Here is a 14,330-nt window from a genome sequence, read left to right on the forward strand (position 1 = left end):
CCCCCACACCGTCCGTCTCCCCCCACGCACCGAGGAGCGAATCGCCGTGACCATCACCCAGCCCGACCTGAGTGTCTTCGAGACCCTGGAGTCGGAGGTGCGCAGCTACTGCCGCGGCTGGCCCACCGTCTTCGACCGCGCACAGGGCAGCCGTATGTACGACGAGGACGGCCACGCCTACCTGGACTTCTTCGCCGGTGCCGGATCACTCAACTACGGCCACAACAACCCCGTACTGAAACGGGCGTTGATCGACTACCTGGAGCGCGACGGCGTCACCCACGGGCTCGACATGTCGACAACCGCCAAACGCGCCTTCCTTGAGGCCTTCCAGAACCTGGTGCTGCGGCCGCGCGACCTGCCGTACAAGGTCATGTTCCCGGGCCCCACCGGTACCAACGCCGTGGAGTCCGCGCTGAAACTGGCGCGGAAGGTGAAGGGCCGGGAGGCCATCGTCTCCTTCACCAACGCCTTCCACGGGATGTCCCTCGGCTCGCTCGCCGTGACCGGCAACGCCTTCAAGCGGGCCGGCGCCGGGATTCCGCTGGTGCACGGCACGCCCATGCCGTTCGACAACTACTTCGACGGCCAGGTCCCGGACTTCCTCTGGTTCGAGCGGCTCCTGGAGGACCAGGGCTCCGGGCTCAACAAACCCGCCGCCGTGATCGTCGAGACCGTGCAGGGCGAGGGCGGCATCAATGTGGCCCGCCCGGAGTGGCTGCGGGCGCTGAAGGACCTGTGCCACCGCCAGGACATGCTGTTGATCGTCGACGACATCCAGATGGGCTGCGGACGGACCGGTGCCTTCTTCTCGTTCGAGGAGGCGGGCATCACGCCGGACATCGTCACCGTGTCCAAGTCGATCAGCGGGTACGGGCTGCCCATGTCGCTGTGCCTGTTCAAGCCGGAGCTCGACATCTGGGAGCCGGGCGAGCACAACGGCACCTTCCGCGGCAACAACCCGGCGTTCGTGACGGCCGCCGCGGCCCTGGAGACGTACTGGGCCGACGGCTCCGCCATGGAGAAGCAGACCCGTGGGCGTGGCGAGCAGGTCGAGCAGGCGCTGGTCTCCATCACCGAGGAGAACCTCACCGACGTCAAGGAGTACCGCGGTCGCGGGCTGGTGTGGGGCATCGAGTTCCACGACAAGGATCGCGCGGACCGGGTCGCCAAGCGCGCCTTCGAACTCGGGCTGCTCATCGAGACGTCCGGCCCGGAGAGCGAGGTCGTCAAGCTGCTCCCCGCGCTCACCATCACGCCCGACGAGCTGGACGAGGGTCTGCGCACCCTGGCCCGCGCCGTACGCGAAACCGCCTGAACCACATCCGCGCAGCAACCACCCACCACCCCACCACCACACCGAGGAGGCGTCACAGCACCGTGATCGTCCGTTCTTTCAAAGAGCTCGAAGGCACCGACCGGCACGTCAGAGCGGCGTCCGGTACGTGGGAGAGCAAGCGCATCGTCCTGGCCAAGGAGAAGGTCGGCTTCTCGCTGCACGAGACCGTCCTGTACGCGGGTACGGAGACGTCCATGTGGTACGCGAACCACATCGAGGCCGTCGTGTGCGTCGAGGGCGAGGCCGAGCTCACCGACGACGAGACCGGGCAGAAGTACACGATCACGCCCGGAACCATGTACCTCCTCGACGGGCACGAGCGGCACACGATGCGGATCAAGCAGGACTTCCGCTGCATCTGTGTCTTCAATCCCCCCGTGACCGGACGGGAGGACCATGACGAGAACGGCGTCTATCCTCCCCCAGAGCCGGAGGCCTGGGGGGACCCCCAGCTGACCGAGGAGGCCTGACTGACCATGACCACGACGTCCACGCCCACCGCCGTCCCCGACCTCTACCCCAGCCGGGGTGCCACCGAGGTGTCCGTGCCGCGCCAGGACCCGGTCGTCTGGAGCGCACCCGGCACGCCCGGCCCGATCGCGAGCGCCGACCTCCAGGCGTTCGAGCGTGACGGATTCCTGGCCGTCGAAGAGCTCATCGGCGAGGACGAGGTCGCCCTCTACCACGCCGAGCTGGAGCGGCTCGTGACCGATCCGGAGATCCGCGCCGACGAACGCTCGATCGTCGAGCCGAAGTCGAAGGAGATCCGGTCCGTCTTCGAGGTGCACCGGATCAGTGAGGTGTTCGCGAACCTCGTGCGCGACGAGCGCGTCGTCGGGCGGGCGCGGCAGATCCTCGGCTCGGACGTGTACGTCCACCAGTCACGGATCAACGTCAAGCCGGGCTTCGGGGCCAGCGGCTTCTACTGGCACTCCGACTTCGAGACCTGGCACGCCGAGGACGGTCTGCCGAACATGCGCACGGTGTCCGTCTCGATCGCGCTGACCGAGAACCACGACACCAACGGCGGCCTGATGATCATGCCGAGGTCGCACCGCACGTTCCTCGGGTGTGCGGGGGCCACACCGCAGGACAACTACAAGAAGTCGCTCCAGATGCAGGACGCGGGCACCCCGTCCGACGAGGCGCTGACCGCCATGGCCGGTGAGTACGGCATCAAGCTGTTCACGGGCAAGGCCGGTTCTGCGACCTGGTTCGACTGCAACTGCATGCACGGCTCCGGCGACAACATCACGCCGTTCCCGCGCAGCAACGTGTTCATCGTGTTCAACAGCGTGGAGAACACGGCGGTCGAGCCGTTCGCGGCACCGGTGCGCCGGCCGGAGTTCATCGGGGCAAGGGACTTCACCCCGGTGAAGTGACCCACGGAGTACGGCTGAACGGGCCCGGCGCCTCCACGTGAGGTGCCGGGCCCGGCCACGTCGGTGAGACGGTCGCAGCCGGGGCGGTCACAGCCAGGACAGCGCCACCACCGTCTCCAGCAAGTCAGCCGGACAGGACGTCGAGGAGCCGGTCGACGTCGGCGGGCGTGTTGTACAGGTGGAAGGCCGCCCTCAAGTTGCCCGCCCGGTCGGAGACCTCGACTCCGGCGCGGCTCAACTGCGCCTGCCGGTGGCCGAGTCCGGGCACGGAGACGATGGGTGAGCCGGGCGCGGGGACGGGGGCGTGGCCCAGCGTGCGGAGTCCCGTGAGGAAGCGTTCGGCCAGGGCGAGGTCGTGCTTCCTGATGTTCTCCACGCCCAGTTCCTCGATGAGTTCGAGTGAGGTCCGCGTGCCCGCGTAGGAGAACAGCGCGGGGCTCTCGTCGAACCGGCGGGCGGAGTGGGCGAGTTCCTCGACGGGGCCGTAGCAGCTGTCCCAGGGGTGCTCTCCCGCGACCCAGCCGGCGAAGAAGGGGGTGAGTCCGCCGAGGTCCTCCGGGACGACCAGGAAGGCCGCGCCGCGCGGGCAGACGAGCCACTTGAAGGCGACGGCGGCGACGTAGTCGTAGGCGTCCGCGTCGAGGGGCAGCCACCCGGCCGCCTGGGAGGCGTCGATGTAGGTCCGCGCGCCCTGGGTGCGGGCGGCCTCGCGGATCGCGTCCAGGTCGGCGATGCGGCCGTCGGCGGACTGGGCGGCGCTGACCGCGACGAGCGCGGTACCGGCGCGCACCGACTCGGCGATCCCCTCCAGCGGGACCGCGCGCACCTTCAGGTCGCGGCGCATGTGGAAGGGGTTCACCACGGAGGCGAAGTCGGCCTCGGCGGTGAGGACCTCGGCGCCCTCGGGCAGCGAGGCGGCGATCAGACCGCTGTAGACGGCGACGGAGGCGCCGGCCGCGACCCTGCGACCGGGAACCCCGAGCAGCCGGGCGAGGCAGGCGCGGGCCGCCTCCACGTCCGCGAACATGTCCGTGGGCCTGCCGACGGCCGCGGACTCCACGGCGACCCGCATGGCGTCCACCGTCCGGGCCGGCAGCAGCCCGGTGCTCGCGGTGTTCAGGTATGTGTTCTTCGGGGCGAACTCGGCTTTGACGAGGCTCTCGAAGGTCTCCATGGGTCCACTCTGAGGCCCTCGGTTCTCACCGTCCATTGAGATGTTTTGTCCGGTTCCCCGAAGCGATGCTTATGCATGACCCGTGACCTGGACTGTCGCGCCCCGAAAGGGGCGCGGGTCTGTATCGGACATGCGGCTCCGCCGCGTGGGCGCGACCAGCCACGGACAACCCGCAGCCCGCAGACGAACTCACCCCGACGGCGCTCCCCGCAAACCCTCACCCCGCCGGAGGCACGTCGCACCCGTCCGGCCCGCAGGCCTCCGCCGAGGCGTCCTCATCCTGGAGGAGCCGAAGCGGTGGCCTGTCGCCCCACGCCTGGGTCAGGGCCCGGGCGAAGACCTCGGCGGGCTGGGCGCCCGACACGCCGTACTTGCGGTCGAGGACGAAGAAGGGCACGCCGTTCGCGCCGAGCTGTGCGGCCTCGCGCTCGTCGGCGCGCACCTCGTCGGCGTACGCCTGCGGATCGGCGAGGACCTTGCGGGCGTCGTCCGCGTCGAGGCCGGCCTCGACGGCGAGCTCGACGAGGTACGTGTCGGCGTCGGCGAAGACGGACCGCTCGTCGGCGAAGTTCGCGCGGTACAGGATCTGGATCAGCGCGTCCTGCCTGCCCTGCTCCTTGGCGAGGTGGAGGAGGCGGTGCAGGTCGAAGGTGTTGCCGTGGTCGCGGCCCTCGGCGCGGTACGCCAGGCCCTCGGCGGCGGCCTGGACCCGCAGGTTCTCCTCCCCTGCCTGCGCCTGCGCCCCGCTCATCCCGTACTTCTGGCTCAGCATCTTCAGGACGGGTTCGGTGTCGCCCTTGGCGCGGTGCGGGTCGAGCTCGAAGGAGCGGTGCACCACCTCGACCTGGTCGCGGTGCGGGAAGGCGTCGAGCGCCTTCTCGAAGCGGGCCTTGCCCACATAGCACCAGGGGCAGGCGATGTCGCTCCAGATCTCGACGCGCATGGTGGCGGCTCTCTCCAGGTCGGGGTCACGGGGACGAAAGACAGCTCCGTCCCCTCGCTGTCACTGGATGAACCTTCAAGCAGCCCGGTTCATTCCTTCCCGCACCGCGGTCCACCGCACGGGCCGCGCTCCTCAGCTGCCGTCGCGCAGCCCGTCCGGCCAGGCGTCGCGGTACTCGATGTGGTCGAACGTGACCACGCACCCCTCACCCACCGGGGACTGGGTCATGAAGCCGACGAGCGCAGCCGACGCCGGCTCCTCGTCGCCGAGGGTGAACAGCCGGACGAAGGTCCACTTCTTGCCGTCGCGGGAGGCGTGGAAGGCGAAGGCCCGGCCGGTGCGGCTGACCCGGAGCCAGACCGAACTGCCCTCCACGGTGAAGGAGTTGGCGTCGTCCGAGTGGCCGCGGGTGACGACCGTGCAGACCGTGGGCACGTCCGGCGAGTACTCCAGGCACAGCTTCGCCCAGGCCCGCGGGCCCACATGGACGTAGAGGGCTCCCGCGTCGAAGGAGGCCGCGAAGCCCACCGTGACGCGGGCGATCAGCTGGAAGTCCCCCTCCGGCGCGCCCAGCAGCCGCGGCGCGTCCGACACGGGGTCCAGCGAGTCACCGGTGGGCGGCACGAACCGGTCCTCCCGCGCCCCTGCCCACCCGCTGAGCACACCGTCCTCGTGGGACCAGTGCCCATCGGGACCATAGGTACGCAGAGGAAAGGAGAGTTCGGGAATCTTCACGTCCATTGGGAGAGTGTCCCAGGTCCCATGGCCGGGTGTGGTACCGCGCCCCGCTCAGGGGCGCGGGAAACCACGCGTTCTCCGGGGTGCGGGGACTACCTCTCCAGCCGCCCGTTGAAGCGCCGCGGCAGGCCCAGCGGATTGTCGTCGCGGAGCTCGGCGGGCAGCAGGGCCGCGGGAGCTCCCTGATACGCGACCGGCCGCAGCCACCGCTCGATGGCGGTCCCGCCCACGGACGTGGACGTCGAGGTCGTGGCCGGGTACGGACCTCCGTGGTGCTGGGCCGGAGCGACGGCCACTCCCGTCGGCCAGCCGTTCACGAGCACACGTCCCGCGAGCGGCGTCAGCTCGGCGAGGATCTCGGCGCCCCGGCCCTCGCCCGCGGCCTCCTCGCCCGACAGGTGCACGGTCGCCGTGAGGTTGCCCGGCAGACGCGAGAGCACCGCGTTCGCCTCGGACTCGTCCTCGTAGCGCACCACGACGGTGAGCGGCCCGAAGCACTCCTCCAGGAGCAGATCGTGCTCGCCCTCGGCCGCCAGCCTGCTCGCGGCGACGGTGAGGAAGCCCGGGCTCACCGTGTGCTCGCCGCCCGCACCCGCGGTGACCGGCGACTCCACGTCGGGCAGCTCGGCACGCTCGGCGACACCGGCGATGAAGTTGTCCCGCATGCGGTGGTCCAGCAGCACCCCGGCGTCGACGTCGCTCACCGCATCGGTCAGCGACTTGAGGAGCCGGTCACCGGCCGCACCGGTCGGCGCCAGCACCAGCCCCGGCTTCACGCAGAACTGGCCCACACCCAGCGTCATCGAGCCCGCGAGCCCGGCCCCGATGGCCTCGGCGCGCTCGGTGGCCGCGGCCTCCGTGATCAGCACGGGGTTGAGGGAGCCCAGCTCACCGTGGAACGGGATCGGCACCGGACGCGCGGCCGCCGCGTCGAAGAGGGCACGGCCGCCCCGTACGGAACCGGTGAAGCCGGCCGCCGTGACCAGCGGATGCCTGACCAGCTCGACGCCCGCCTCGAAGCCGTGCACGAGACCGACGACACCCGCGGGGATGCCGTGCTCGGCGGCGGCCCGGCGCAGCGCGGCCGCGACCATCTCGGACAGCGCCGGGTGGTCGGGGTGGGCCTTGACGACGACGGGGCAGCCCGCCGCCAGCGCGCTCGCCGTGTCGCCGCCCGCGACCGAGAAGGCGAACGGGAAGTTCGAGGCGGAGTAGACGGCCACGACCCCGAGCGGCACCTTGTAGCGGCGCAGGTCCGGGATCGGCGGGGTCGCCGTGTCGTCGGGGTGGTTGATCACCACGTCGAGGAAGGCGCCCTCGTCGACGATGTCCGCGAAGGCCCGCAGCTGGTAGCAGGTGCGGGCGAGCTCACCGGTGAGCCGGACCGGGCCGAGCGCGCTCTCCGCGTCGGCGGCCTCGACGAGGTGCTCCTTGGCGGCCTCGAGCTGGTCGGCGGCGGAGCGCAGGAACGCGGCGCGGACGGTACGGTCGGCGAGGGCGCCGCGCGCGGCGTGGGCGGCGCGGACGGCTTCGTCGACCTCCTGGGCCGTGGCCTCCACCGCGACCTGTTCACGCTGCTTCCCGGTTCGGGGGTCGACACTCCAGACTGGTGCTGCTGCCACCGCGGGTCCCTCCACATTGAATGGCGCTGTTGAATGCCGTTTGATCTGCCGCAGTTGTTACGTCACCCACCAGGGACGTTCGATATGCTGAACACCGTCTCTGATGATGAATATGCTGTCCGAGACTATATCTTCAGCTTCTCGTCGAACGAAGGGGTCAAGGGCGATGTCGGCAGGCGAGACTGGCGGCGGGGCACAGGTCAAGTCCGCCGTACGCACCGTGGAACTGCTGGAGTACTTCGCCGGCCGCCCCGGCATGCACTCCCTGGCAGCCGTGCAGGAAGCGGTGGGCTACCCCAAGTCCAGCCTCTACATGCTGCTCCGCACGCTCGTCGACCTCGGCTGGGTCGAGACGGACGCGACGGGCACGCGGTACGGCATCGGGGTGCGCGCGCTGCTGGTCGGCACCTCGTACATCGACGGCGACGAGGTGGTGGCCGTGGCCCGGCCGACGCTGGACCGCCTCTCGGACGACACGACGGAGACGATCCACCTGGCGCGCCTGGACGGCACGAACGTCGTCTACCTCGCGACCCGCCAGTCCCAGCACTATCTGCGCCCCTTCACGCGCGTGGGCCGCCGTCTGCCGGCCCACTCGACCTCGCTCGGCAAGGCCTTGCTCGCCACGCACACGGACGAGCAGGTCCGCAAGATGCTCCCGGAGACCCTCCCCGCGCTGACCGAGCACACGATCACCGACCGCGAGAAGCTCATCGAGGAGCTCCATCAGGTCCGCGAGCAGGGCTTCGCCGTGGACCGCGAGGAGAACACGCTGGGGCTGCGCTGCTTCGGCGTCGCGATCCCGTACCGCACGCCCGCCCGCGACGCCATCAGCTGCTCGGTGCCGGTGGCCCGCCTCACTCCGGCCCATGAGCAGATGGTGAAGGACGCCCTGTTCGACGCCCGGGACCGTCTGACGCTGGCGACGCGCAGGCTCTGACCGTTCCTAGTGTTGTGGGCCAGTGTTGGCCGAATCAACGTATTCCGGGCCAGGTGTGTGGTGTCTGGCGCCGGGTGCACCCCGAACGGTCCTGGGTGCGGGGCACAGCACGAGCTGGTCACTTCGGCTCCAGCAGGTCTTGCCGCCCTCGGGGAGCGTGCCTGTGGTCCTGGGTGGGCTCGCGTTCCCACGCGCTCTCGGGACGGATGCGGTCTGGCCGGTAGCTCTCCGCTGTGCGATCCTCCGGTCGCAAGCGGTCACACCTGGCCGACGCCGGATCCGATGCCCGAGAGCGCGTCTGCCGATCGCCACCGCGGCCGCGTGATGCCGGGTGACAGTGGTCTTCGATTGATCGTCGAGGGGCCTTCGCCAGTGGGCGTCTCCCCAGCGGGAGGTGTAGGCCGGATCGACAGCGACCACGACCAGCCCCTGGTGGTATGCCATGCCGCGCAGCCGCTCCCTGAACCTCGCGGTCGGGATGCCGGCCACCGTACGGCGGAAGGCCTTGCCGCGCCGGCCGCGTCCCATCGTCTCCCGGCCCGTGTGCCGGGCGTCGGTGAAGCCCAGGTTCTCGATCACGATCCCGGCACAGCCGTGGGCCTTGGCCAGCCCGATCAGCGAGGTGACTGCGGCCCGCAGTCTTCCGTCCCGCCGGGTCGCGTCGCCGGTCAGCTCCAGTGGCACTGTGAGGGGTTCGCCGACCGGGTTGCCGTGCGGGTCGAGGACGTACGCGGCGAGGTGGTCGGCGTTCAGGTCGACCGCGAGCATGCGCCTGCCTGCCGCCCTGATCTCCTCCGGCGCGGGCAGCACGGTCTTCGGCGCCGACCAGGAGGCGTCGAGGTACCAGCGGTCACGTACGGGGTCGTGCACGATGTCGTAGCGGACGGCCTGGTTCGCGGTGACGCGGTCCAGCCACTCCTCCCTGCGATGGTGGAAAGCGACCGTGCACGAGAGCCGGTAGCGGCCACGTGGTGCGTTCGCGAGATGCCGGAGCGGTTCGGGCAGCACGATCGTCACGCTGCCGTCCGCCGGATCCACGCTGATGGTGTAGTTCCCGTGCGAGGCACCGGACTCGCCGTCCGCGGTGAGGAACAGCCGGGCCGCCTCCCACCGCGTGCGCCAGTCCTCGGCCGTGAGCCGGGCATCGGCCAGGTTGTGCCGCATCTTCACCAGACGGCCACCGCCCACGACCACGGACGGCCGCCCCTGGGCGATGCGTTCCTCGACCACGGCAAGACGGACTTCGAGCGCCTGGAGGCGGCGCTGCTTCTGGAAGCGTTCGCCCTGATCCCGGTAGCCGCGCACCCGGCCCGTGCGCTGCCCGCACGGCACCGCGAGGCGACGGGTGATCGTCCCGATGGCGCGCCGCAGTCCGGCACGCTCGTCGTACAGGCAGCGCATGCTCAGCTGGTACTGGTCCTCACTGGCGCGGGTCATCGCCCCCGCCCAGCGCGACGACGACACGGCCGTCAGCTTCCTCTTCCGCCCGGCCCGCCGGTTGTCCCTCACCGGCACCGGACCGATCGCCACGCGCTCAGCGAGATCCGCCCGCTGATGACGGCCCAGATGCTGCCCCACCAGGGTGAGGACCTCCTCGTCCGCGACATCGACACGCAGCCGGTCCCGGATCCGCGCACCCGAGGGCGCGGCCACAGTGAACGGGGCCGCGACCGCACGCAACGCACGCTTCCCTGCACGCTGACGCGCCACAGGCCCCCCTCTCCCTGGACCGTCACGAACTCAGCTGCCACCACCGATCATGCGTTCCGAGTACGCACAGAATCCCGGTAACCGGCCCCGTTCACCCTGACGAGGGACACACCGACCAGCCATGGCCAACAACCGAACCAGCAGTCGCCAACCCGGCTCGGCGCGGACGAGTGCGTCTCCCCCGTCCGGCGGAGACGGATCGTCGCCGGGCAAGAGGTGCGGCGTAGGCCTACGAGTCGGGCTCTATGAAGGCACCATGAGAAAACCCCCAGAAGGGAACGATTGACCCAATCCTGTTCGTCTTTTCGAGCGCGATGAACAAGACGATCAGGCGGACCGCCGTCTTCACCCTGCTGCTCGTGTTGTCCTTGCTGATCCGGGCGACCTGGGTGCAGTTCTACGAAGGCCGGGCGCTCGCGGACAGCAAGAACAACCGGCGGAACGTGATGCAGCAGTACGCGCAGCCGCTCGGGAACATCATCGTGGCCGGCGACGCGATCACCGGCTCGAAGCGGACCACGGGCAGCGACCTCGCGTACAAGCGCACGTACAAGGACGGCGCGCTGTACGCGGCCGTGACCGGCTACAGCTCGCAGGTGTACGGGGCGACGCAGCTGGAGGGCGTCTACCGGGACCTCCTCGACGGCACGGACACACAGCTGAAGAACCCGCTGAACGTCATCACCAACGAGCGCGCCGCACCCGGCGACGTGGTCACGACCATCGACCCCGACGTACAGCGGGCCGCGTACGAGGCGCTCGGCAGCAAGAAGGGCGCGGCCGTCGCCATCGACCCGGCGACCGGGAAGATCCTCGGGGTCGTCTCCACACCGTCCTACGACCCGGGCACGATCAGCGGGACGAACGACGGGGACACCTGGCGGAAGCTGACCCAGGACGGCGACAAGCCGCTGGTCAACCGCGCGCTCCGGCAGCCCCTGCCGCCGGGGTCCACGTTCAAGCTGGTCGTCGCGGCCGCCGCGCTGGAGGACGGACTGTACGCGTCGGTGGACACGAGGACCGACAGCCCCGACCCGTACACGCTCCCCCTCACGAACCGCGACCTGACGAACGAGAACCCGAACGCCCCGTGTGAGAACGCCTCGATCCGGGTGGCCCTGCAGTACTCGTGCAACAACGTCTTCGCGAAGATGGCCGTCGACCTGGGGCAGGACAAGGTCAGGGCGATGGCGGAGAAGTTCGGCTTCAACGACACCGCGCAGGACGTGCCGGTGCGCGCGTACGAGAGCGTGTACCCGTCGTACGCCTCCAACATGGACAAGGCGCAGACCGCTCTGTCGGGCATCGGCCAGTTCGATGTGACCGCCACCCCGCTCCAGATGGCGATGGTCTCGGCGGCCATCGCCAACGGCGGCAAGCTGGTCTCGCCGCACCTGGTGTCCCGGACCAGTGACGCCGAGGGCAAGGTGATCGAGGACTACGACAGCGGGGCGGGCACGAAGGAGATCGTCAGCTCCTCCACGGCCGAGCAGCTCCAGTCGGCGATGCAGACCGTGGTGGACCAGGGCACGGGTACCAACGCACGGATCTCCGGGGCCACCGTCGGCGGCAAGACGGGTACGGCCCAGCACGGCGAGAACAACAGCCAGACGCCGTACGCCTGGTTCACCTCGTACGCGAAGTCGGACACGAACGGCAAGGAGGTCGCCGTCGCGGTGATCGTCGAGCAGTCCGACGCGGCCCGCTCCGAGGTCAGCGGCAACGGGCTGGCGGCCCCGGTGGCGAAGGCCGTGATGCAGGCGGCACTGAAGAACTGAGGCCCAGAAGTGAACCCCCGGCGCACGAAGGCCGTCTGAACAGGCAGACGGGCCGCCCCCTTCCCCCCGGGGGCGGCCCGTCGTCGTCAGGTCGGACCAACGGTCACTTCACGCCGAAGAGCTGCTCGATCGGGTCGATCGCGAAGTACACCAGGAACAGCGCCGAGGTGCCCCACAGCAGCCAGTGCACCTGCCTGGCCTTGCCTAGCACCGTCTTGATCAGGACGTACGCGACGAAGCCCGCGCCGATGCCGTTGGTGATCGAGTAGGTGAACGGCATCACGGCGATCGTCAGGAACGCGGGGATGGCGATCTCGTACTTGTCCCAGTCGATGTGCTTGACCTGGGTCATCATCAGGAACCCGACCGCGACGAGCGCCGGCGCGGCGGCCTGCATCGGGACGATGGTCAGCAGCGGGGTCAGGAACAGCGCGCAGGCGAAGAGACCGCCGGTGACCAGGTTGGCGAAGCCGGTGCGCGCGCCCTCGCCGACGCCCGCCGCCGACTCGATGTACGAGGTCGCCGAGGACGAGGACGAGGCACCGCCGGCGACCGCCGCCGCACCATCGATGAGCAGGACCCGGCCGAGGTTCGGCACCCTGCCCTGCTCGTCGAGGAGTCCGGCCTCGGCGCTGATGCCGACGACCGTGCCCATGGTGTCGAAGAAGTCGGACAGGATGAGGGTGAAGAGCAGCAGGACGACCGTGATGACGGTGGTCTCGCCGAACGCGCCGAACAGGCTGAAGTTCCCGAGCAGCCCGAACTCGGGCGCGGCCACGATGTCGTCGGGGACCTTCGGCGTCGTCAGGCCCCAGCTCTTGATGTCGGCGACCGAGTCGATCACGATCGCGACGACCGTCATGACGAGGATGCTGATCAGGATCGCGCCCCTGACCCTGCGGGCGAGCAGACCGATGGTCAGCAGCACGCCGAGGCAGAAGACGAGGACGGGCCAGCCGGACAGCGCTCCGGTCGCGCCGAGCTGAACCGGGACGGTGGTGTTCGCGACGTCGGGTATACGGCTGACGAACCCGGCGTCGACGAAGCCGATGAAGGCGATGAACAGGCCGATGCCGACGCTGATCGCCTGCTTGAGCGACTGCGGGATGGCGTGCATGACGGCCTCGCGCAGCCCGGTGACCACCAGGACGCAGATGAGCAGGCCTTCGAGGACCACCAGGCCCATCGCGTCGGCCCAGCTCATCAGCGGGGCTATCTGGAAGGCTACGACGGCGTTGAGGCCGAGGCCGGCGGCCAGCGCGAGGGGAAGGTTGCCTCCCACACCCATGATGATCGTCATCACCGCGGCCACGAGCGCGGTGGCGGTGACGAGTTCGGCGCCGTCGAGCTGGTGCCCGAACTTGTCCTTGGCGCTGCCCAGGATGATGGGATTCAGGACAAGGATGTACGCCATCGTGAAGAAGGTGGCGAAGCCGCCGCGTATCTCCCGGGCGATGGTGGAGCCCCGGGCGGTGATCCTGAAGAAGCGATCGACGCTGTTCGCCCCGGGTGGCGCGGCGCCCGGCCGATCGGCCACCTGCTGTGCTTCGGACATGGCGGTACTCCTCGTAAGGTGCGTGCGGGATGCGGGGAACGCTGGCTGGATTGTTCCCTCGTTGAACTGGTTTCAGGTTTTCTCCGTGTTACGGATGCAGAGTTCGGCCTGCAAGATGGCCTCCTGCCTGTCAGTCAACTCCTGTCAGCTACATGACACAGACACCCGCCGGGTGCAAGGAGTCGCAGCGAGGGGAGAGGTCGCCCGTGGGCACGGTCGTCGACGACGCAGCCTCTGCGGAGTTCCACGCCTTCTTCGAACGGCACTACGCCGAACTGGCCAGGCTGGCCCATCTGCTGACGGGTGAGGCGGACGCGGCGGACGACCTCGCGGCGGACGCGCTGCTCGCGCTCTGGCACCGCTGGGACCGGGTACGCGCGGCCGACCATCCGGTGGCGTACGCCCGCGGCGTGGTCGCCAATCTGGCCCGTACCCGCATCCGCAGCGCCGTCCGCGAGCGCCGCCGGATCACCCTGTTCTGGTCGCAGCGTGAGGAGAGGACCGAGATTCCCGACGTGCCCGGCATGATCGACGTTCAGGAGGCGCTGCGCCGGCTGCCGTTCCGCAAGCGGGCGTGCGTGGTGCTGCGGCACTCCTTCGACCTCTCGGAGAAGGACACCGCGCTCGCGCTGGGAGTGTCGGTCGGTACGGTGAAGAGCCAGACGTCGAAGGGGATGGCCGAGCTCCAGCGGTTGCTCGGGTCGCAGGACGCACCGCGGCAGATCCACCGGGCGGTGTCCGGGGCCGCTGGAGGAAGGAACCAATGAAAGAGGTGCGGGACGTGCACGAGGAGCTGCGCGCCCGCCTGCGCGAGGCGGGCGAGGCGCACGAGCCCGACCGCGCCCGCATCCTGGCCCGGATCGAGCGCGGTATGGCCGGGGAGGCCCGTCCCGGGCGCCGGACGCACCCGCCGGCGGCCGGCTGGGCCCGCGTCGTGGGCGCGACGACCGCGGTCGCGGGTCTCCTCGCGGTGGGCGGCTACGCGGTGGCCTCGGCGGTGAAGAGCGACGAGCCGGCGGACCGGACGGTCGCGGTGTCCCCCACCCCGACGCCGTCCCCGGACGCGCCGTCCCCGCCGCCGGTGAAGCCGGACCCGACCCCCTCGGCCGAAAAGCCGGACAGGAAGCCGAGTTCCACCCCCTCACGCAC

12 protein-coding genes and 1 pseudogene are annotated in these 14,330 nt (G+C 70.0%); 7 read left to right on the plus strand and 6 right to left on the minus strand.

What is annotated here, in order from left to right:
* Positions 1 to 46 precede the first annotated feature (46 nt).
* The 3 genes from ectB (at position 47) to thpD (ending at position 2,721) form a co-directional block, all read left to right on the plus strand.
* Positions 47 to 1,318 (plus strand): diaminobutyrate--2-oxoglutarate transaminase, encoded by a 1,272-nt coding sequence (gene ectB, locus FPZ41_RS38315; RefSeq protein ID WP_322621265.1) that lies wholly within the window; start codon positions 47 to 49, stop codon positions 1,316 to 1,318.
* A gap of 62 nt (positions 1,319 to 1,380) precedes the next feature.
* Positions 1,381 to 1,809, plus strand: a complete 429-nt coding sequence (locus tag FPZ41_RS38320; protein WP_322621263.1) for an ectoine synthase — start codon at positions 1,381 to 1,383, stop codon at positions 1,807 to 1,809.
* Positions 1,810 to 1,815: 6 nt separating this feature from the next.
* Positions 1,816 to 2,721: an ectoine hydroxylase gene (gene thpD, locus FPZ41_RS38325; RefSeq protein WP_152868404.1), complete on the plus strand. Its 906-nt coding sequence runs from the start codon at positions 1,816 to 1,818 to the stop codon at positions 2,719 to 2,721.
* Between the two features lie 124 nt (positions 2,722 to 2,845).
* Here the strand turns inward: thpD and FPZ41_RS38330 are convergent, their stop codons facing one another.
* The 4 genes from FPZ41_RS38330 to FPZ41_RS38345 form a co-directional block, all read right to left on the minus strand.
* Positions 2,846 to 3,895 (minus strand): aminotransferase class V-fold PLP-dependent enzyme, encoded by a 1,050-nt coding sequence (locus FPZ41_RS38330; protein ID WP_152868406.1) that lies wholly within the window; start codon positions 3,893 to 3,895, stop codon positions 2,846 to 2,848.
* Positions 3,896 to 4,112: 217 nt separating this feature from the next.
* Complete coding sequence (locus FPZ41_RS38335) at positions 4,113 to 4,838, minus strand: DsbA family oxidoreductase (RefSeq protein ID WP_152868408.1); 726 nt, start codon at positions 4,836 to 4,838, stop codon at positions 4,113 to 4,115.
* A gap of 132 nt (positions 4,839 to 4,970) precedes the next feature.
* Positions 4,971 to 5,579 carry a DUF1349 domain-containing protein gene (locus FPZ41_RS38340; protein ID WP_131569248.1) on the minus strand — a complete coding sequence of 203 codons (609 nt, stop codon included), beginning with the start codon at positions 5,577 to 5,579 and terminating at the stop codon, positions 4,971 to 4,973.
* An 89-nt stretch (positions 5,580 to 5,668) separates the two neighbouring features.
* Positions 5,669 to 7,198 (minus strand): aldehyde dehydrogenase (NADP(+)), encoded by a 1,530-nt coding sequence (locus FPZ41_RS38345; protein WP_322621264.1) that lies wholly within the window; start codon positions 7,196 to 7,198, stop codon positions 5,669 to 5,671.
* Between the two features lie 166 nt (positions 7,199 to 7,364).
* Here FPZ41_RS38345 and FPZ41_RS38350 point away from each other — a divergent pair, with 166 nt between their 5' ends.
* Positions 7,365 to 8,138: an IclR family transcriptional regulator gene (locus FPZ41_RS38350; RefSeq protein ID WP_134040728.1), complete on the plus strand. Its 774-nt coding sequence runs from the start codon at positions 7,365 to 7,367 to the stop codon at positions 8,136 to 8,138.
* A gap of 6 nt (positions 8,139 to 8,144) precedes the next feature.
* On the opposite strand, the gene FPZ41_RS38355 is transcribed toward FPZ41_RS38350, so the two are convergent.
* Positions 8,145 to 9,818, minus strand: coding sequence for a hypothetical protein (locus FPZ41_RS38355; protein WP_228023260.1), 1,674 nt, complete (start codon positions 9,816 to 9,818; stop codon positions 8,145 to 8,147).
* Between the two features lie 344 nt (positions 9,819 to 10,162).
* On the opposite strand from FPZ41_RS38355, the gene FPZ41_RS38360 reads away from it, so the two are divergent.
* Positions 10,163 to 11,626 carry a peptidoglycan D,D-transpeptidase FtsI family protein gene (locus FPZ41_RS38360; RefSeq protein ID WP_152868412.1) on the plus strand — a complete coding sequence of 488 codons (1,464 nt, stop codon included), beginning with the start codon at positions 10,163 to 10,165 and terminating at the stop codon, positions 11,624 to 11,626.
* A gap of 103 nt (positions 11,627 to 11,729) precedes the next feature.
* Here the strand turns inward: FPZ41_RS38360 and FPZ41_RS38365 are convergent, their stop codons facing one another.
* Positions 11,730 to 13,181 (minus strand): NCS2 family permease, encoded by a 1,452-nt coding sequence (locus FPZ41_RS38365; RefSeq protein ID WP_152868414.1) that lies wholly within the window; start codon positions 13,179 to 13,181, stop codon positions 11,730 to 11,732.
* Positions 13,182 to 13,387: 206 nt separating this feature from the next.
* On the opposite strand from FPZ41_RS38365, the gene FPZ41_RS38370 reads away from it, so the two are divergent.
* Both FPZ41_RS38370 and FPZ41_RS38375 read left to right on the plus strand, forming a co-directional pair.
* Positions 13,388 to 13,948: a SigE family RNA polymerase sigma factor gene (locus FPZ41_RS38370; RefSeq protein ID WP_322621266.1), complete on the plus strand. Its 561-nt coding sequence runs from the start codon at positions 13,388 to 13,390 to the stop codon at positions 13,946 to 13,948.
* Positions 13,945 to 14,330: pseudogene (locus FPZ41_RS38375) on the plus strand (hypothetical protein); the annotation flags it as partial. The gene FPZ41_RS38370 and the pseudogene FPZ41_RS38375, both read left to right, overlap by 4 nt.

It is taken from the genome of Streptomyces acidicola, assembly GCF_009377235.1.
In the GTDB taxonomy this organism is placed as follows: Bacteria; Actinomycetota; Actinomycetes; order Streptomycetales; family Streptomycetaceae; genus Streptomyces; species Streptomyces acidicola.